Origin of the sequence: Vreelandella sedimenti, assembly GCF_013416325.1 — a bacterium.
GTDB lineage: Bacteria > Pseudomonadota > Gammaproteobacteria > Pseudomonadales > Halomonadaceae > Vreelandella > Vreelandella sedimenti.
Window position 1 is genome coordinate 42,872 of record NZ_JACCGK010000009.1, and the last position, 17,896, is coordinate 60,767.

Genomic DNA, 17,896 nt, shown 5'->3' on the forward strand with positions numbered 1-17,896 from the left:
ATGAGCATGTTTTGGGAAGAGTATGGGGTGGTAGTTAGCCTGCTATGCTTTTGGTCGTGTGGCTGGCTAGCGTTTCAATCAATCTGTTGTTTTTAAACCCTGAATGAGATCACACCATGCAACGACGCTCACTTTGGCGCAGGCGAGGCACGCTAGTACTCCTTGCGCTGTGTCTGTTTCTAGCAGGCTGTAGTTCAGCACTGCTAGACCCAAAAGGCCAGATTGGCGCTGAGCAGCGAACGCTGATTCTGACCGCCTTTGGCCTGATGTTGATTGTGGTTATTCCTGTGATTGTCATGACGCTGCTGTTTGGCTGGCGTTACCGGCGTAGTAATAGCCTGGCTAAATACACGCCTGATTGGGCGCACTCCAACGTGATTGAAGCGGTGGTGTGGATCGTGCCCTGTGCGATTATCGCCGTACTCGCCCTGTTGACCTGGAAGACCTCCCATAGCCTTGATCCCCACAAACCGCTGGAAAGCGATGTGGCGCCGATCGAAATACAGGCGGTGGCGCTTGATTGGAAGTGGCTGTTTATCTACCCCGAGCAGGGTATTGCCAGTGTTAACGAAGTGGCCTTTCCGGTAGATACACCGGTGCGCTTTAGGGTCAGCTCAGGCTCAGTGATGAACGCTTTCTTTATCCCCCATCTTGGCAGCCAGATTTATGCCATGGCGGGCATGGATAACGATGTCCATCTCATCGCCGATGAAATTGGTAGCTACCCTGGTCGTTCCACCAACTACAGTGGCGCGGGCTTCTCTGGCATGACCTTTGAAGCCAAGGTGACCAATCCCGCGGATTTTGACGCCTGGGTGGAAACGGTACGCGCTGCTCCACAAACGCTGACCTACCCAGAAGGTTATGAAGCGTTGGCGGAACCTAGCGAATCGAATCCGGTTGAGTACTTCTCAGCCATCTCACCATCGCTGTATGAAAGCATCTTACGAAGCTTCCATACCGGCGGCGAGCATCAGATGGGCGGCGATCATGCTGACTCCCACGATGGCGAAAATGAGAAGACTGCCGATCACGCGGCCGAATCAGGTCATGTCACTAACAACCATGCTAGTCAGGATAATGCCATGCGCAGCCATTCCTCTAGCGTAGAAGTGGGAGGTTAAGCCGTGTTTGGAAAACTCACGTTAGAGTCAATTCCCTACCACGAGCCGATCATCATGGTCGTCGCGGCCTTTATGGCCATTGGTGGGATCGCACTGTTTGGTTTAATCACCTATTACCGTAAGTGGGGCTGGCTGTGGAACGAGTGGTTTACCTCCGTTGACCATAAAAAGCTCGGCATTATGTATTTCATCGTCGCTCTGGTGATGCTGCTGCGCGGCTTCTCGGATGCGATAATGATGCGCACCCAGCTGGCCATGGCCGCCGGGGATGCAGCGGGCTATTTACCCCCTGAACACTACGACCAGATCTTTACCGCCCACGGCGTGATTATGATCTTCTTTGTCGCCATGCCCATGGTTATCGGCTTGATGAACCTGGTGGTGCCGCTGCAAATTGGTGCCCGCGACGTTGCTTTCCCTTTCCTGAATAACTTAAGCTTTTGGCTGTTTGCGGTCTCCGCGATACTGGTCAATATCTCGCTGGTGGTGGGCGAATTCGCCAAAACCGGCTGGCTCGCTTACGCGCCGTTATCGGGGATCGAGTTTAGTCCCGGGGTGGGGGTCGATTACTGGATATGGGCGCTGCAGATATCCGGGATAGGCACGACGCTTACCGGTATCAACTTCTTCGTCACCATTATTAAAATGCGCACCAAAGGCATGACGATGTTCCGCATGCCGATCTTCACCTGGACCTCGCTGTGCGCCAACGTGCTGATCATTGCTTCCTTCCCAATTTTGACCGCGACCATCGCGCTGCTAACGCTGGACCGCTATTTGGGCATGCACTTCTTTACCAATGATTTTGGCGGCAACATGATGATGTACGTCAATCTCATCTGGGCCTGGGGCCACCCGGAAGTTTATATCCTGATTCTGCCAGCCTTCGGCGTGTTCTCTGAAGTGATTGCGACCTTTGCCCGTAAGCGGCTGTTCGGCTACGCCACCATGGTGTGGGCGACCATTTCGATCACCTTGCTCTCGTTTGTGGTTTGGTTGCACCACTTTTTCACCATGGGGGCGGGCGCCAACGTCAACGCCTTCTTCGGCATTATGACAATGATCATCGCCATTCCTACCGGGGTGAAAGTGTTCAACTGGCTGTTCACCATGTTCCGCGGCAGCCTGGAACTCACTTCGCCGGTGCTATGGACGCTGGGCTTTATTATCACCTTTACCCTAGGCGGTATGACCGGCGTTATGCTGGCGGTGCCCGCGGCTAACTTTGTGCTGCATAACAGCCTGTTCGTTATTGCGCACTTCCACAACGTTATTATCGGCGGCGTGGTGTTCGGCATGATGGCGGGGCTTACCTATTGGTTCCCCAAAGCGTTCGGCTTCACGCTCAGCGAAAAGTGGGGCAAACGCTCGTTCTGGTGTTGGTTTATCGGCTTCTATGTCGCCTTTATGCCGCTCTACGTGCTGGCCTTCTTTGGTGCCGTACGCCGCATGCAGTCTTATCCCAACACTGAATGGCAGCCGTGGATGATTCTGGCCTGGGTAGGCGCGGTAATCATTATGCTGGGCATTGTCTGCACCATCATCCAGTTCTGGGTGAGTATTCGCGACCGCAAACAGAACGCTGATGTCACCGGCGACCCCTGGAATGGCCGCACCTTGGAGTGGTCAACCTCTTCTCCAGCGCCGTTCTACAACTTTGCACGTCTGCCGGAAGTGGGCGATATCGACAGCTTCTGGTCGCAAAAGCAGCGTAGCGAAGAGCAGCTTGAAGAAGCCCCCTATACCGATATTCATATGCCGCGTAATACCGTGGCCGGGCCAGTTATCAGCTTCTTTGCGCTGGTCATCGGCTTTGCGCTGGTATGGCATATCTGGTGGTTAGCTGCTGTTGGCGCCGTGGGGGTCTTTGTGAGCTTTATGGCACGGGTGTTTAACGACGATATCGACTACTACGTTCCCGCCGCTGAAGTTGAGCGAATCGAACGTGAGCATCAACAACGCGTGGAGGCGCAAGCGTAATGGCAACGGATACGTTACATCACGGCGCAACGGCCGAGCCTCATGAGCATCACGATGCTTCGGGCACGAAGCTATTTGGTTTCTGGGTCTACTTAATGAGCGATTTGGTGATCTTCGGGTCACTGTTCGCCACTTACGCCGTGCTGATGAAAGGCACGGCGGGTGGGCCAACTGGCGCTGATATCTTTGAATTACCTTTGATCCTTTTCGGAACCTTTGCACTGCTGATCAGTAGTTTCACCTTCGGTATGGGCGTTTTGGCAATGCATGCCAACCGTGTTGGCCAAGTGAAAGTGTGGCTGATTATTACCTTTCTACTGGGCTTGTGCTTCCTGGGGATGGAAGTCTATGAATTCCAGCATCTGATCCATGAAGGGTACGGTCCGGACCGTAGCGGCTTTTTATCCGCCTTCTTTACCCTAGTAGGTACTCACGGGTTGCACGTTACGTTTGGCATGATCTGGATTTTGGTGATGTTGGTACAGCTGTCGACCAAAGGGTTGAACGCTATGACCCGGCCGAGGATTTTGTGCCTAAGCCTGTTCTGGCACTTCCTCGATATTGTCTGGATCTGTGTCTTCTCATTCGTCTATCTGATGGGAGTGTTGTGAGATGAGTGCAAGTTCAACCAATGCCCATGGCAGTGTTAAGTCGTATGTGACAGGACTGGTATTGTCGCTGATACTGACCATTATCCCTTTCGCGGTGGTGATGAGTGGCGCTTTTAGCGTATTGGCTACCGTGATTGTGATAGCCGTGACTGCGGTGTTGCAGATACTGGTGCAACTGGTCATGTTTATGCATATGAGTACCAAAGCCGACGAGGGCTGGAATCTGATGTCCTTCGTCTTCACACTGACGATTCTCGTCCTAGTGGTAGGAGGCTCGCTGTGGATCATGCAGCATCTGCATCTCAACATGATGATCGGCTAATCTCAGCGCCCAGCCGCTGGAGGGATCTACTCGAGCTGACCAAGCCGGGCATTATCGGCGGCAACCTGATTGCCACCCTGGGGGGGTATTTTCTCGCCGCCCAGGGGCAGTTCGAGTGGCTCAGCTTTGTCTCGGTCATGGTGGGGATTGCATTAATCATCGCGTCAGGCTGTGCGTGTAACAACGTTATTGACCGCGATATTGATGCATTGATGGCGCGTACGCGCCATCGCCCCCTGGTCAGAGGGAGCATCTCTATCACTCAAGCGCTGGGCGTTTCGGCGCTGCTGGGGGTGTCGGGGGTGGTGTGTCTGGCGCTGGGCACCAACGGGTTAACCGTTGCCTTGGCGGTCATTGGCTGGGGCGTTTATGTGGGGCTTTATAGCCTCTATATGAAGCGCCGCTCGGAGTACGGCACCTTGGTAGGCAGCCTCTCCGGCGCCATGCCGCCGGTGGTAGGCTACTGCGCCGTGACCGGTCAGTTCGACAGCGGTGCCATTATGCTGCTGGTGATTTTCTGCCTGTGGCAGATGCCGCACTCCTATGCGATTGCGATCTTCCGCTACGCCGATTATCAACGGGCATCGATTCCGGTACTGCCGGTGGTGCGCGGGGTGAAAATGGCCAAACACCATATCCTTGGCTACATTGTGGCGTTTATTCCCGCCTCGCTGGCGCTAGGGCTGGCCAGCCAAGCGGGCGCGGGATATCTGTGCGTGGCGCTGACCATGGGCGGCTACTGGCTCTACTTGGCGCTGCGAGGCTATCGTTTAGACGACGATGTGCGCTGGGCCAAAAAGGTGTTTGGCGTCTCTATCCTTACCATCACCGCGATGAGTTTAGTCATGGTGTTGGAATCGATGGTGCCGATGTGGGTGTAATTTATAATGCGGATAAGACAGCTCTGACCATAGGGTCGGTCTGAACAACCCTCCGCGGGGGCGCTTGTAAACCCCTCCGTGGGCGCTACTTTCGCAATCTGACCGCCATGGATGGCGAAAATGCCGGAATTGTTGGGAACATTTTCCGGCCTTGGCGAAAGACCTCCGCTACGGGTTGATTCTGACCTTAGTGATTGAGTGTTTTCAGGAATATAAAACGCCCCAAGCAGATAACTGCTTGGGGCGTTTTTATTGGGTATGGAAAGTTTCTGTAACTCAGCTTTCCCGCTGACTGGCCTGGATGGCGGTTAGCGCAATGGTATAAACGATATCGTCGACCAATGCGCCGCGGGAAAGGTCATTCACTGGCTTGTTTAACCCTTGCAGCATGGGGCCAACGCTCACGACGCGGGCACTTCGCTGCACTGCTTTGTAGGTGGTATTGCCGGTGTTGAGGTCGGGAAATACAAACACGGTGGCTTTGCCTGCCACCGGCGAGTCGGGGGCTTTCTGTTTGCCCACGCTCTCGATAGCGGCGGCGTCGTACTGTAGTGGGCCGTCGATGGCTAAGTGCGGTGCGCGCTGTTTAGCAATGCGGGTGGCTTCGCGGACTTTATCCACATCCGCACCGGTGCCGGAGTCACCGGTGGAGTAGCTGATCATGGCAACGCGTGGTTCGATACCGAAGGCTTCAGCGGAGCGGGCGCTTTGTAGGGCGATTTCGGCCAGGGTTTCAGCGTCTGGGTCGGGATTCACCGCACAGTCGCCGTAGACCACCACCTGCTCGGGCAGCAGCATAAAGAAGATCGACGAGACCTGATTATACTCCGGCGCGGTTTTAATCAATTGGAAGGCGGGCCGCACGGTGTTGGCGGTGGTGTGTACGGCGCCGGAAACCAGCCCGTCGACTTCATCTAACTGCAGCATCATGGTGCCGAGCACCACGTTGTCTTGCAGCTGCGCTTCGGCGGTTAGCTCGTTGAGTTTGCCGCGACGACGCTCGACCATCGGGCCAATATAGTTCGCACGGGTGCTTTCAGGGTCAACAATCGTCAGCGATTCTGGCAGTGTCAGCCCACGGTTGCGCGCTACATTTTCGATATCGTCGCGCTTACCCAGCAGTACGCAGTCGGCAATGCCGCGGCGCTGGCAGATTATTGCCGCTTCTACGGTGCGCGGTTCATCACCTTCCGGCAGCACTACGCGCTTTTTAGCCAACTGGGCGAGTTTAACCAGCTGGTGACGAAACGCTGAAGGCGAAAGACGGCGGGTATAACCGCTGCTCAGGTGGGCTTTCAGCCACTCAAGATCCATATGGGCTGCGACGTAACGGGCCACCTGTTCGGCTCGCTCGAAATCGTCCATAGGGATTTCGCTACTTAGCTGACTGAGGTGCTGTGCCGTGGTCAGGCTGTCGGTTTCTACTGCCAAGACCGGTAGACCCGTTCTGAGCGCGGGGCGGCACATCTCAATCATGCTGTCGTTGGGCATAAAGCCGTTGGTCAACAGTACGCCCGCTAGCTGAATACCGTTCATGGTCGCCAGCGCTGAGGCCAGCATCACATCGTCGCGGTCACCGGAGGCCACTACCAGGCTACCTGGGGTGAAAATATGCAGCGCGTTGGCAGCACTGCGGGCGCAGAGGCTGGTGGAGAGTACCCGGCGGCTGGCTGCCTCGCCTTCGTTCAACAATTTGGCATTAAGTGCTCGGGCCACATCCAGAGTGCGCGGGGCGCTAAGCGTTTTGCTGTAAGGCACCACGCCAATCAGGTGGAATTTATCGGTCGCCAGGGAGGGGGAGTACTGGCGTAGCTCAGTGAGCACCGACGCTTCCAACTGCGGTTTGAAGGTGCCCGGTGCTGCAGAAAGATCATCTTCCTGAGCGTAGGGCAGGTTTTTCATGCGCATCAAAATGCCGCCCAGTGTGCGGCTGGAGCTAACCCCACCAAAGCTGCGGGCGTGCATATCAAGCTGCTCGGCCAGCGCCTGGGGTTTGTTTAGGTCACCGGTGCTGACAAGAATAATCCGCGCATTTAGCGCGTTGGCGAGCTGGGCGTTGGTTTGGGTGGCGTAGGTGGTGTGCTGGGTGGGCACTACGCCCTCTACCACGACTAGATCAAGGGTGCTGCCATCGCGGTGGGCCTGTTGAACAACCTGTTCATAGAGCTCGACGGCGTTTTCCATCAGCTCATCGGTTTGGTCGTCGCGCAGCAAACGCTCAAGGCGTGCCTGGGAAATCGGTGACGGCGGGCGCTGGTTAAGTGCTCGGGAAACCAACGCGGTGGATCGATCCAGGCCTGGGCCGTTCAGTTCGTTCTGCATGAACGGCTTTAAAAACCCGGCTTTCAGGCCGATGGTATCCAGCGCTTGAATTAACCCCAGACAGGCGGAGGTAAGCCCGACGCCCTGGCTGGTAGGCACTAACAGAATCGCTTGTGGCTGGTCGGGGTGAGTCATACACATGTCTCTAGGCAGTGGCGGGTTTCCATGGCAATGCGGCCCTCTTCATCGGTTGGAATCACCCACACCTGGGGGCCTTCATGGCTGGCGCCATCCAGCTTGCCCTCTTTGCCGCGGATAGTCTCTTCGTTAGCATCGTTATCCAACGCAAAGCCGAAGTGGGGCATCAGTGACAATACATTACGGCGCACGATGGGCGAGTTTTCGCCGATGCCGCCGGTGAAAATAACCCCATCGAGCTGGGGCAGTGCGCAGGAGAGCCCCGCCAGAGATTTAGCTATCCGGTAGCAGAATACCTCTACCGCCAGCTGCGCGGCGGCGTGCCCTTGTTCAGCGGCCTCCTCAATTTCGCGCATGTCGTTGGTTAACCCTGAAAGGCCCAGTAGGCCGCTCTCTTTATTGAGCACATCGTCGATTTTGTCTAACGACCAGCCCAGTTGGCGGTGCAGATGGGCGTGCAGGCCAGGGTCAACGTCGCCACTGCGGGTACCCATCACCAAGCCTTCCAGTGGGGTAAGGCCCATGCTGGTATCCTGGCTTTGGTTGTTCCACACCGCGCTGGTGGAGCAGCCATTGCCCAGGTGGGCAGTCAGCCAGCCGCCTGTGCCACGGCTACTCAGTTCGCCCGCCCGCTGGCTAACATAAGCGTGGCTGGTACCATGAAAGCCATAGCGGCGAATGCCATGCTCAGCATAGAGGCTTTCTGGTAGTGCGTACCGGTAAGCACGCGACGGCATGGTTTGGTGGAAAGCGGTATCGAACACTGCCACTTGGGGCAGGTCTGGAAAGACGTTTTGAGTCGCCGCAATACCCGCCAAATTCGCTGGATTATGCAGGGGGGCAAGCGCTGCGGTGGTTTGGATAGCCGCAATGACGCTAGCGTCGATGAGTGCGGCCTGGGTGAAGTGCTCGCCGCCGTGCACGATGCGATGGCCTACCGCCGCTGGTAATCGGCCCTCCATACGCTCAAGGATCGCGTTAAGTGCTTGGGTGTGGTCAGCACCAGGAAGTGGTTGGCTGAAACGGTCACCGGCGCTGTTTTTGCCCTTGAGGCGTGCATCCTCGCTACCCAAGCGTTCCGCTATGCCCTCAAGTCGCGGTGCCTGAGGGTCGGAATCAATCAACGCGTATTTAATAGAGGAGGAACCGCAGTTAATGACCAGCACCGGTGCGTTCATAAAAACCTTTTTGCTAGGAGGTTATTGAGCAAAGGGATAGACTTTAGTTTAACATGTTGCAGCGCGCAAAAGCAGCGTCAGGCTTTCGTTAGCCTTATAGACAAAAGCTTGGCATGCTGGGATCTTTGCCTACCTGGCTACTCGCCATCTTACACCTTCACTCCTATAACGAGCCTTACCGTTCTTATGTCAGCGTCCTCTTTTCCGAAACTACTGCCGCGCCATTTGGCCATTCTGTTAATGATGACCGTGGCCACCATGTTCGCCGCCAATCACGTTTCAGCTCGGCTGGCGTTTGATAATGGCACCGGTCTGTTACTGGCGGTATTAACCCGCTCGGGGGTGGCCTGCCTGATTTTAGTGGCGCTAGTCATCGTGCAGAGAAAGCGGTTGTGGCTGCCTGCGGGCTCTTGGCCGTGGCAACTAACCGTGGGGCTACTGATTGCGATCCAAAGCGTTAGCCTCTACTCGGCGGTAGCCAGACTGCCTGTGGTGATTGCACTGCTATTGGTCAATACCTTTCCTATTCAGCTAGCGCTGCTCAGTTGGGCATTGGGCGGCCCGCGTCCTACTCTGCGTAGCTGTCTGATCATGGGCACGATTTTAATCGGTTTACTGGTAGTGCTGGATATTCCCTCATGGATTGCCAGCGCTGATGGCATGGGGCCGGGTTGGATAGCAGGCATTGGTTTTGGATTAATGGCGGCCTTCGTATTTGCCTGTGCGCTGTGGGTTACCGAGCACCGCCTTGCAGGAGTGGGCAGCACCCTGCGCAGTCTGTTGACCATGCAAACAGTGTTTATTGTCATGATCATTGGCGGTATCGCCGGTGTAGTGCCAGGCGGAATGAGCCTGCCGGATAACAGTACCGGCTGGCTAGGGCTGACGCTGCTTGGTCTGCTGTATGGTTCGGCGTTTTCGACGCTGTTTATTTTTGTGCCGCGACTCGATATGGCACGCAACGCACCGGTGATGAATATCGAGCCAGTTGCCTCGCTGGTGCTGGGTTACTTCGTGTTGGGGCAAATGCTTAGCCCCGGCCAGTTGGTAGGTGGGGCAGTCGTCGTTGGCGGTATTGTCGTGCTGAGCTTATCCAAGGGACGGTAAATGTTTGCGTTCTTCATAGTTATGAATCACAATACAAATGTGTAAGGAAACACTGTTTTTTAACTGAGGTGCAAGCTATGAAAATGTCCATGTTGTCACTTACATCGGCGGTACTCCTGGTGGGTGCAGGCGCATTTGCAACCACTGCTCAAGCACAACAGTCTTTCGATTATCCGCAAGCTTACCTGGGCGCTGATGCCATGTTCTGGAGCCTGGACCCAGACAGAGGCTCTTCCCGTGATGACGTAGGTTTACGTCTGCGCGGCGGTGCCCAGTTCAATGACTACTTTGGCATTGAAGGTCATTTAGGTACGGGCGGTTCCGACGGTGGTGCCGAATTAGACTATGTAGCGGGTGCTTATGCTAAAGGGATTATTCCCATAGCACCTGAAGTACGTCTTTATGGCCTAGCCGGTTTTACGGAAGTAGAGTTTGACCGCGGCGACAGTGAAAGCGACTTCTCCTACGGCGCAGGTGCTGAGATGGATGTCGCCAGAAACCTCTCCCTCAGCGCGGACTATATGCGCTACCTGGATAAATCAGCTTACTCCTTTGATGCTGCAAGCGTAGGTTTACGTTACCGGTTCTAAACCCTTAGCGTAAAAGCGTAGCGAATGACTAAACCCCATGGCCTTTATGCCATGGGGTTTTTTTGTTTTATAAACTTGTAGAGAGCGTTTATGTAGAAGTAGATAGACATATGTATATTGTTAGCGCGCTAATTAATTGTTAGACTAAAGTCCCCTATGCGATTCCCTACACGATGCGCGCCCGTTGAGAAGCGCTGACCAGGTGGTTTCCTGGTGGCTAACAAGTGAGCTCTGCATGACCCCCGATCAAATATTTGCCCGATGGGTGAGGGTAGCCCTTGCTACCTTTGTACTGCTTTTTATCTATTTTCTGGTGGCCGATAGCTTTATGCCCATGACGCCCGAGGCGAGAGTGATGCGGCCGGTAACGCGAATAGCGCCCGAACTCAGCGGCCCAGTGAGTGAGGTGCTGGTCAGTAATCACCAGCATGTAGCAAAGGGCGATGTGCTGTTTCAGATCGGCCAGGCGCCGTTTCGATTAGCCGTTGAGCAGGCGCAGCTTAATCGCGAACAGGCTGAGCGGGAGAATGCCCAGTTGGAAGCAGAGCTTACCTCTGCCCAAGCGGAGTTGGCATCCGCAGAGGCGACGGCTGCTGAGCGTCGGGGAGAGCTTCAGCGTGCTGAAACCCTTGTGGCGCAGCAGAGCGTATCGCGCCAACAGTACGAACAGCAGGTGGCTGCTGAGCGTACCGCACAGGCCAGTGTGGCGGCAGCCAGGGCTAAAATCGTCAGTCTGGAAGTGCAACTGGGCGATGTCGGCGAAACGAATCTGCGTTTGCGCCAAGCAGACAATGCGCTTTCCAAGGCGCAGTTGGATCTTGCTCATACCCAGGTGCGCGCCGCGCAAGCCGGACGTGTTTCCAACCTGCAGCTAGACGTAGGTGACTACGTTCAGGCGGGGCAGCCAGCGGTAGCGGTAGTAGCGGATGCGATAGATGTCATTGCCGATTTTCGCGAAAAGAGTCTGCGTCATGCGGCACCTGGTGACGCAGCGCAAGTAGTGTTTGATGCTTGGCCAGGTCAGGTATTTGATGCGCAAGTACTCGCCATGGATGCCGGTGTTCGTGAAGGACAGTTGGCTGCTGATGGTCAACTGGCTGATATTCCCACCACCGACCGCTGGATACGCGATGCCCAGCGGATGCGTGTACACCTAGTGCTAACTCAGCCAATCGCGAATTTATTACCCAGCGGCGCCCGCGCCACGGTGCAGCTTCAGCCAGGAGATACTGCTTTGGCCAAACCATTTGTATGGTTACAGGCACATCTGATCAGTTGGTTGCACTATGTTTATTAAGAGCTGGTTTATTAAGAGCTGGTTTATTAAAAGCGCGTTTATTAAGCGCCTGTTGTTTACACCGTTTCAAGGTTGGTGGGGGAGGCATGACGAGGCTAATGCCAAGGGAACTGCTCGCCCGGTGTTAACCCAAAACGGCCTGCGTCAGTGCTTGCGGGTGGCCGGTGGTGGCACGCTGGGGTTTGTGGTCAGCCAGCTTATGGGGTGGAACTACGGGGTGTTTTTTACTGTTTTCCCGATGTTCTTGCTGGGCATGGTGCCGATTCTGAATGGCCATATTATTCGCCAGTTTTTAGCCAACGTATCACTTAACGTGCTTGAAGTCAGCCTGGTGGTGGGGCTGCTCAAGCATATGCCGTTAGTGATGACCCTGGTGGTGATGGGCATTTTTCTTTTCCGCTTTAACCTGATGGCGAAAGGGCCGCTGTTTCTGTTTGGCGCCAACGGTGTGCTGACGCTCAGCATTTTGCTTCACTTCGCCAGCTACCCCAGTGTGGACTTGAGCGATTTACTGGCCTGTAACCTCGTCGCCAGTGGTTTGGCGGTGTTTATTGCCATGCTGATGCATACGCTGTTTCCCGACGTGGAAGCCCGCAAGCCGCCACCAAGGGGTACCAAAACACCCTCGCAAATTCGCCATGAAACTTTAATCGGTGGATTAACCGCCACACTCTCATTTGTCGTGTTTCAGATTTTCGACTTGCAGGGGTCGCTTTCTGCGCAGATGGCGACCATCCTGGTGCTGTTTACGCTGGGGTACTCTGGAGCGAAAGTATCAGCCGGTAAGCGAGCCATAGGAACCCTACTAGGGTGCAACTTGGCCCTGTTGATGCAACTTTTCTTATATACCCAGAGCCACCATTTTCTGCTGGTGATGTTGCTCTACTGGCTGGGGTTAATGCTTTTCGCTCGGGAGCATATTCATGAAGGAGGCGGTTCAGGGATTGGCTTTGGTGGGCTGACCACCCTGGGGATTCTGTTTGGCCAGTCGCTAGGCCCGCAGCAGGACCTGGTGTATAGCGCACTTTACCGCTTCTCTTCCATGAGCGTGGCACTGGTTCTTACGCTTTTGGCTATGGCTTCCCTGCACTTCGTGTTGAACCGCTGGGCACCAACGCGTTTACCCGCCAGCAACCCGGCATAAATAAACCTGCCATAAATTAATTAGCGCAACTTTTTTAATAAAGGCTACTCTGATGAATGTGTCGACGTGTGATTAACCGTGCTACTCGCACCTTTCACACACGGCGTTTTCCCTACTAACGGATTAGAGGTGTTCGTCATGGCAACTGGCAAAGAAGATAAAGCGAAAGGAACGGCCAACAAAGCAGCGGGAAAAGTGAAAGAAGCCGCGGGCAAGGCAACAGGTAGCACTAAAACTGAAGCCAAAGGTAAGTCCCAGCAGGCTAAAGGCGAACTGCAAAAAGGCAAAGGCGACGCCAAGGAGAGCCAGAAAAAACAGCGCTAGTCATGTAGTACTGATACCACAGGGGGCTTTGGCCCCCTGTGGGCGTTTAAAGCCGATAATTAGAAGCTTATCCTTTGCTTTCCAAAGTGTTCATACCTCTTGATACAGTTCACTGCCTTTGTTGCGAAACTTCTCCGCCTGTTCTTCCATGCCTTTCATCACCGCTTCCTGATCGCCGTTTAGACCGTGTTCGTTTGCATAGTCTCGTACCTCTTGGCTGATCTTCATGGAGCAGAACTTTGGCCCGCACATGGAGCAGAAGTGCGCCACCTTGGCGGAGTCTTTGGGCAGGGTTTCGTCGTGGTACTCCCGGGCAGTATCCGGGTCTAGCCCCAGGTTGAACTGGTCTTCCCAGCGAAACTCGAAACGCGCTTTGGAGAGTGCATTATCCCGCCGCTGTGCGGCAGGGTGGCCCTTGGCGAGATCCGCCGCGTGGGCGGCAATCTTGTAAGTAATAATGCCGGTTTTGACGTCATCTTTATTGGGCAGGCCCAGGTGCTCTTTCGGCGTGACGTAGCAGAGCATGGCGCAGCCAAACCAGCCGATCATCGCTGCCCCTATGCCAGAGGTAATGTGGTCGTAGCCGGGGGCGATATCGGTTACCAGCGGACCTAAGGTATAGAAGGGCGCTTCGTCGCAGTATTCCAACTGCTTATCCATATTCTCTTTCACCAAGTGCATGGGCACGTGGCCGGGGCCTTCGATCATCACCTGCACATCGTGTTTCCAGGCAATATGGGTCAGCTCACCAAGGGTTTTCAGCTCCGCCATCTGTGCTTCGTCATTGGCATCGGCCACTGAGCCAGGACGCAGGCCATCACCGAGGGAAAACGCCACATCGTACTGCTTGCAGATCTCGCAGATCTCTTCGAAGTGGGTGTACAAGAAGCTCTCCTGGTGATGGTACAAACACCACTTGGCCATGATCGAGCCGCCGCGGCTGACAATGCCGGTGACTCGCTTGGCGGTGAGCGGCACATAGCGCAGCAGTACGCCCGCGTGAATGGTGAAGTAGTCCACGCCCTGTTCGGCCTGCTCGATCAGCGTATCGCGGAAGACTTCCCAGGTGAGGTCTTCGGCCACGCCTTTGACCTTTTCCAACGCCTGATAGATAGGCACCGTGCCAATCGGCACTGGCGAGTTGCGCAAAATCCACTCGCGAGTTTCATGGATATTCTGCCCGGTAGAGAGATCCATAATGGTGTCAGCGCCCCAGCGGATCCCCCAGGTCATCTTATCCACCTCTTCTTCAATAGAAGAGGTCACTGCGGAGTTACCCAGATTACCGTTAATTTTGACCAGGAAGTTACGGCCAATAATCATCGGCTCGCTTTCTGGGTGGTTGATGTTATTAGGAATAATTGCCCGCCCGCGGGCCACTTCGTCGCGCACAAACTCTGGCGTGATTTCTTCCGGCAAACTGGCGCCAAAGCTCTGGCCTTTGTGCTGGTGGCCCAGAATACGCTCCACCTCCGCCGTTCCTAGCGCCTGGCGGCGCTGGTTTTCGCGCAGGGCAATAAACTCCATTTCCGGGGTAATAATGCCCTGGCGGGCGTAGTGCAGTTGGGTCACGTTTTTGCCCGCTTTAGCCCGGCGCGGAGTGCGGGTTAAATCGAAACGTAGCTGGGCAAGAGTGGGGTCGTTGGCGCGTCGGTTGCCGTAATCAGACGTGGGGCCGGTTAAGAACTCGGTGTCGTCCCGCGCTTCGATCCAGGCCCGGCGCAGTGCCGGCAGGCCACGGCGTAGGTCAATCTGGGCGTCGGGGTCGGTGTAGGGGCCGGAAGTATCGTAAACCAGCAGCGGCGGGTTCTCTTCATCGATGCCGGTGGTTTTGGTCGGCGAAAGGGTGATCTCACGAAACGGCACGCGGATATCCGGCTGGGAGCCTTCGATATACACCTTCCGCGAAGCAGGCAGCGGCTGAATGGCGGCGGCATCCACCTGGGCGGTTTCGGCTAAAAAGTGGCTAGTTTTGCTGGTTACGGTCTTAGACATTACGGTCGTTTCCTTGTGTTGTTTTGCTGAATTAGTTGGTGAGGTCTTGGTCTATCAGCTCTAGGCCCATCTGCCAGAAGTCGATTTCCAGGCGGGTAGCGTCGCGGAAGATCTTGCTCAGTTCGGCAAAGCGGGCAGGGGTAGCGTCGGCAAGGCGAGCATTCAACCATTCAAGCTCCGCCTGCATGGCGACCTGAAACTCCTCGCCTTCGTACATGGCAATCCAGGCGTCATAGGGGTTTTGCGCACCGCGCAGGGTGGATGGTTGGGCGTTCAACCAGTTGGCAATTTCGCCGTAGCCCACCAGACAGGGGGCTAGCGTCACGTGCAAATCCAGCAGGTCGCCACGGTTGCCGGTATCCAATACATAGCGGGTGTAAGCCAGCGTGGCTCTGGCTTCGGGGAGTTCGGCCAGCTCCTGCTCGGAAATCCCCCACTCCTGGCAAAAGCCCATGTGGAGGCCTAACTCCACATCCACAATGGCTTTCAAGCCTTCATGGGCTTGGCGAAGATCAGCGAGGGTGGGGCTTTTATAGGCAGCCAGCGCGTAGGCGCGGGCGAAGTGAATCAAGAACAGGTAGTCCTGCTTCAGGTAGTGGCGAAACGACGCCTCGGGCAGCGTGGCATTGCCCAACTGGCGTACAAAATCGTGCTCAATATAGGCGCACCAATCTTGCTGGCAAGCGGTGGTGAGATCAGTAAAGCGGTAGCCCATGATGCCTCCGGTGGTAATGATCCGGAGGGAGGCGAGAAAGATCGAGGGAATGGCGCGGAAAGGTGGCGTGAAATGAAGCCAAGGCCATCGCTTGATCCCTACGCCGGTACCCGCGCAGCTCGTTATATAAGCAGCGCATTAGCCGGATCAGGTTCAGCGGGATCAGCGCTTGGAAGCAAAAAAGCTAGCCCTGCGCCATCTCAGCCGGATTTCACCGGCACCCCGTCAAGCTGTTCGTTGGTGGAGTGTAGGAGGGGGGCGGAGGAGATGCAAGGGGGAGGTTGATACTGCCGAATTAGGCTTTGCTTGGTTGTGAGAGAGTGGAGTAAAGTCAAGATAGAGTTGATAGAACTTCAATGGAAGAGCCGCAGGTTTAATAAGATTGCTCAGCGTGCCTCATTTAAACCTATATATGCCTTTGATTTTATTAGGAGATCTATATGCCAATCGTAACCGTTCAGCAGTCTCCAGGCAGGACTAAAGAGCAACGTGAGCTCTTAGTGAAGCGGATAACCGAAGCATTTTCAGAAGCATATGGAACCAGCCCTGAGGCAGTAACAATCTTCCTTAACGAATCCAGTAGCGATAGGTTTTCTCAGCGCGGAGGCTATAGCGCTTGACCTCAGGGTGGCCTTGACTCGTTCCATCAGTTTCTTAGGAGCGGCTTGTATTTACATACAAGTTTTGTTGAGTAGGGCAAAACGCGCAAGCACGCGAATTTTGGATATGTTGCCAAAATTGGCTTTTCTGTCAATAGAATCAATGTGATAGAGTCGAAATTGGCGGCAGTAAAACCTCAATCAATGTGCCGTCGTGTTTATTGAGGTTTTGCAGTTAGGCGTACAATCATTGTTCGGCAGCAACTGGATCGACATGACTGAAGATATAGTTTCTATTAATTCTGGCAGGTGCCGCTGCGGAAAATATCGATTCCGTGTATTCGGAGAGCCTTTCTGGGTTTCGTACTGCCATTGCTCTGATTGCCGTAAGGCTACGGGGGCGCCAGTTGCCGTTTTCGCAGGTTTCAAGAGCGACGAGGTGAAACTCTTTGGAGAGAAGGCCACCACTTACAAGTCGATACCTGAGGTCAAGCGCCTATTTTGTTCACGTTGCGGGACACCGATTGGGTATCAGGACGCCCGACTACCGGGCGAAATTTACTACTACATCGGAGTGTTGGAAGAACAATCGAAAGTCGTTCCGCAGCTACATGCCTGGATATCGGAACGGTTGGACTGGCTAAGTATCGCTGATGATCTGCCGCGCTATCAGCATTTCAGCCGGCCGCGGTAGAGTGATCGGATATAGGCGCATGCTGCCAAACGCGGCGCTCAAGCCGACGTTCGCAAGTTTGCGTAGCTCAGCTTTGCGTTATGCGAACCTAGATATTGGAGTAAATATACATGATTAAGAGAATATGGCATGGCTGGACAAACCATGAAAATGCCGACAAATACGAGAACCTTCTTAAGAATGAGATATTTCCCGGTATTGAGGCAAAGAATATTCATGGCTATTCGAACATCCAGTTGCTAAGAAGAGCACACGAGTCTGAGGTGGAGTTCATTACGATTATGGACTTTGAATCTTGGGAATCCGTGAAAGCCTTCGTAGGAGAAGATCCGGCTAAGTCGTACGTTCCGGAAAATGCGAGGAAGGTTCTCTCAAGATATGATGAAAACTCACAGCACTATGAGGTTCGAGAGAATCGCAGCTACTAAATAAATTGTTTGTCAATCTCTCAATAAGCGCGCATAACAAACAAAAACAGTTCACCTCTGAAAGGCGCGGTCAGACGCCCTCCGCTATTCTGCGGGCGCTGCTGTTTTGGGCGTTGAGGCTGTAGAAAAAACCGCTGACGGCTAAGCTCTGGCAGGATCGAGAAAACAGACGAGGAGTGTTCAGTAGGCCGCGCTTCAAAGCTTAAAGCTACAATCAGAACGCCATGGTGGTGATCAACTACCAAGATCAGCTCCAGCCTGGCACCTTTGAGCACGCCGTCCACTCCCTGGTTGAACACGCACCTCACCAGGAATAGAACAATGCGACCACTTCATCCTCAACCGTAATCGGATACTGGCGTGTCGATGGAGCATCCGGATTGTACCAGCAAGAGGCCTTTCAGAAGGATGAACGGTGCTACGCACTTCCCAGCTACAGGGTGTGCG

At 54.7% G+C, this 17,896-nt stretch carries 17 protein-coding genes, 1 pseudogene and 1 riboswitch; of the genes and pseudogenes, 14 read left to right on the forward strand and 4 right to left on the reverse strand.

Annotation, left to right across the window (positions count from 1 at the left end):
• Window positions 1-116 precede the first annotated feature (116 nt).
• Genes cyoA through cyoE form a run of 5 tightly spaced genes read left to right on the forward strand, consistent with a single transcriptional unit; the run spans window position 117 to window position 4,918 of the window.
• Entirely contained in the window at window positions 117-1,124 is a 1,008-nt protein-coding gene (cyoA, locus tag HZU72_RS11325) for a ubiquinol oxidase subunit II (protein WP_180091956.1), read from the forward strand.
• Window positions 1,125-1,127: 3 nt separating this feature from the next.
• A complete protein-coding gene (gene cyoB / locus HZU72_RS11330) occupies window positions 1,128-3,104 on the forward strand; it encodes a cytochrome o ubiquinol oxidase subunit I (RefSeq protein WP_180091958.1) in 1,977 nt (658 codons plus the stop codon).
• A complete protein-coding gene (gene cyoC / locus HZU72_RS11335) occupies window positions 3,104-3,715 on the forward strand; it encodes a cytochrome o ubiquinol oxidase subunit III (RefSeq protein WP_180091960.1) in 612 nt (203 codons plus the stop codon). The genes cyoB and cyoC overlap by 1 nt, the downstream gene beginning before the upstream one ends.
• Before the next feature lies 1 nt (window position 3,716).
• On the forward strand, window positions 3,717-4,037 hold the full coding sequence (gene cyoD / locus HZU72_RS11340; protein WP_022520636.1) for a cytochrome o ubiquinol oxidase subunit IV: 321 nt from the start codon (window positions 3,717-3,719) through the stop codon (window positions 4,035-4,037).
• Window positions 3,995-4,918, forward strand: coding sequence for a heme o synthase (gene cyoE, locus HZU72_RS11345; protein ID WP_009287204.1), 924 nt, complete (start codon window positions 3,995-3,997; stop codon window positions 4,916-4,918). The genes cyoD and cyoE overlap by 43 nt, the downstream gene beginning before the upstream one ends.
• A gap of 276 nt (window positions 4,919-5,194) precedes the next feature.
• Here cyoE and pta read toward each other — a convergent pair whose 3' ends face one another.
• Window positions 5,195-7,375 (reverse strand): phosphate acetyltransferase, encoded by a 2,181-nt coding sequence (gene pta, locus HZU72_RS11350; RefSeq protein ID WP_180091962.1) that lies wholly within the window; start codon window positions 7,373-7,375, stop codon window positions 5,195-5,197.
• On the reverse strand, window positions 7,372-8,556 hold the full coding sequence (locus HZU72_RS11355) for an acetate/propionate family kinase (RefSeq protein ID WP_180091963.1): 1,185 nt from the start codon (window positions 8,554-8,556) through the stop codon (window positions 7,372-7,374). Before HZU72_RS11355 ends, pta begins: the two co-directional genes overlap by 4 nt.
• A 186-nt stretch (window positions 8,557-8,742) precedes the next feature.
• On the opposite strand from HZU72_RS11355, the gene HZU72_RS11360 reads away from it, so the two are divergent.
• The 5 genes from HZU72_RS11360 to HZU72_RS11380 all read left to right on the forward strand — a co-directional run bounded on the left by HZU72_RS11360 (window position 8,743) and on the right by HZU72_RS11380 (window position 13,018).
• Window positions 8,743-9,663 carry an EamA family transporter gene (locus HZU72_RS11360; protein ID WP_180091964.1) on the forward strand — a complete coding sequence of 307 codons (921 nt, stop codon included), beginning with the start codon at window positions 8,743-8,745 and terminating at the stop codon, window positions 9,661-9,663.
• Between the two features lie 77 nt (window positions 9,664-9,740).
• Window positions 9,741-10,253 carry a porin family protein gene (locus tag HZU72_RS11365; RefSeq protein ID WP_180091965.1) on the forward strand — a complete coding sequence of 171 codons (513 nt, stop codon included), beginning with the start codon at window positions 9,741-9,743 and terminating at the stop codon, window positions 10,251-10,253.
• A 235-nt stretch (window positions 10,254-10,488) separates the two neighbouring features.
• Window positions 10,489-11,550: an HlyD family secretion protein gene (locus HZU72_RS11370; protein WP_180091966.1), complete on the forward strand. Its 1,062-nt coding sequence runs from the start codon at window positions 10,489-10,491 to the stop codon at window positions 11,548-11,550.
• The gene (locus HZU72_RS11375) at window positions 11,540-12,694 is read left to right on the forward strand and encodes a DUF2955 domain-containing protein (protein ID WP_208458048.1); all 1,155 of its coding nucleotides are present in this window, start codon (window positions 11,540-11,542) and stop codon (window positions 12,692-12,694) included. The genes HZU72_RS11370 and HZU72_RS11375 overlap by 11 nt, the downstream gene beginning before the upstream one ends.
• Before the next feature lie 138 nt (window positions 12,695-12,832).
• Window positions 12,833-13,018: a CsbD family protein gene (locus HZU72_RS11380; RefSeq protein WP_180091967.1), complete on the forward strand. Its 186-nt coding sequence runs from the start codon at window positions 12,833-12,835 to the stop codon at window positions 13,016-13,018.
• Between the two features lie 90 nt (window positions 13,019-13,108).
• Here the strand turns inward: HZU72_RS11380 and thiC are convergent, their stop codons facing one another.
• The gene (thiC, locus tag HZU72_RS11385) at window positions 13,109-15,013 is read right to left on the reverse strand and encodes a phosphomethylpyrimidine synthase ThiC (RefSeq protein WP_235976077.1); all 1,905 of its coding nucleotides are present in this window, start codon (window positions 15,011-15,013) and stop codon (window positions 13,109-13,111) included.
• Between the two features lie 31 nt (window positions 15,014-15,044).
• Complete coding sequence (tenA, locus tag HZU72_RS11390; protein ID WP_180091968.1) at window positions 15,045-15,728, reverse strand: thiaminase II; 684 nt, start codon at window positions 15,726-15,728, stop codon at window positions 15,045-15,047.
• A gap of 78 nt (window positions 15,729-15,806) precedes the next feature.
• Window positions 15,807-15,963: riboswitch (TPP riboswitch) on the reverse strand.
• Window positions 15,964-16,168: 205 nt separating this feature from the next.
• Between tenA and HZU72_RS11395 the strand changes: the two genes are divergently transcribed.
• From HZU72_RS11395 to HZU72_RS24300, 4 genes and pseudogenes are all read left to right on the forward strand, one after another.
• Window positions 16,169-16,348 (forward strand): tautomerase family protein, encoded by a 180-nt coding sequence (locus HZU72_RS11395; RefSeq protein WP_180091969.1) that lies wholly within the window; start codon window positions 16,169-16,171, stop codon window positions 16,346-16,348.
• A gap of 193 nt (window positions 16,349-16,541) precedes the next feature.
• Entirely contained in the window at window positions 16,542-17,021 is a 480-nt protein-coding gene (locus HZU72_RS11400) for a GFA family protein (RefSeq protein WP_180091970.1), read from the forward strand.
• A 110-nt stretch (window positions 17,022-17,131) separates the two neighbouring features.
• Entirely contained in the window at window positions 17,132-17,449 is a 318-nt protein-coding gene (locus HZU72_RS11405; RefSeq protein ID WP_180091972.1) for an antibiotic biosynthesis monooxygenase, read from the forward strand.
• A gap of 224 nt (window positions 17,450-17,673) precedes the next feature.
• Window positions 17,674-17,745: pseudogene (locus HZU72_RS24300) on the forward strand (transposase); the annotation flags it as partial.
• Window positions 17,746-17,896: the final 151 nt, after the last annotated feature.

What these genes read in the sequence shown, in the direction of transcription:
- cyoA (WP_180091956.1), top strand. Translation starts at nt 117, where the DNA reads ATGCAACGACGCTCACTTTGGCGCAGGCGAGGCACGCTAGTACTCCTT.
- cyoC (WP_180091960.1), top strand. Translation starts at nt 3,104, where the DNA reads ATGGCAACGGATACGTTACATCACGGCGCAACGGCCGAGCCTCATGAG.
- cyoD (WP_022520636.1), top strand. Translation starts at nt 3,717, where the DNA reads ATGAGTGCAAGTTCAACCAATGCCCATGGCAGTGTTAAGTCGTATGTG.
- pta (WP_180091962.1), bottom strand. Translation starts at nt 7,375, where the DNA reads ATGACTCACCCCGACCAGCCACAAGCGATTCTGTTAGTGCCTACCAGC.
- HZU72_RS11355 (WP_180091963.1), bottom strand. Translation starts at nt 8,556, where the DNA reads ATGAACGCACCGGTGCTGGTCATTAACTGCGGTTCCTCCTCTATTAAA.
- HZU72_RS11360 (WP_180091964.1), top strand. Translation starts at nt 8,743, where the DNA reads ATGTCAGCGTCCTCTTTTCCGAAACTACTGCCGCGCCATTTGGCCATT.
- HZU72_RS11365 (WP_180091965.1), top strand. Translation starts at nt 9,741, where the DNA reads ATGAAAATGTCCATGTTGTCACTTACATCGGCGGTACTCCTGGTGGGT.
- HZU72_RS11370 (WP_180091966.1), top strand. Translation starts at nt 10,489, where the DNA reads ATGACCCCCGATCAAATATTTGCCCGATGGGTGAGGGTAGCCCTTGCT.
- HZU72_RS11375 (WP_208458048.1), top strand. Translation starts at nt 11,540, where the DNA reads ATGTTTATTAAGAGCTGGTTTATTAAGAGCTGGTTTATTAAAAGCGCG.
- HZU72_RS11380 (WP_180091967.1), top strand. Translation starts at nt 12,833, where the DNA reads ATGGCAACTGGCAAAGAAGATAAAGCGAAAGGAACGGCCAACAAAGCA.
- thiC (WP_235976077.1), bottom strand. Translation starts at nt 15,013, where the DNA reads ATGTCTAAGACCGTAACCAGCAAAACTAGCCACTTTTTAGCCGAAACC.
- tenA (WP_180091968.1), bottom strand. Translation starts at nt 15,728, where the DNA reads ATGGGCTACCGCTTTACTGATCTCACCACCGCTTGCCAGCAAGATTGG.
- HZU72_RS11395 (WP_180091969.1), top strand. Translation starts at nt 16,169, where the DNA reads ATGCCAATCGTAACCGTTCAGCAGTCTCCAGGCAGGACTAAAGAGCAA.
- HZU72_RS11405 (WP_180091972.1), top strand. Translation starts at nt 17,132, where the DNA reads ATGATTAAGAGAATATGGCATGGCTGGACAAACCATGAAAATGCCGAC.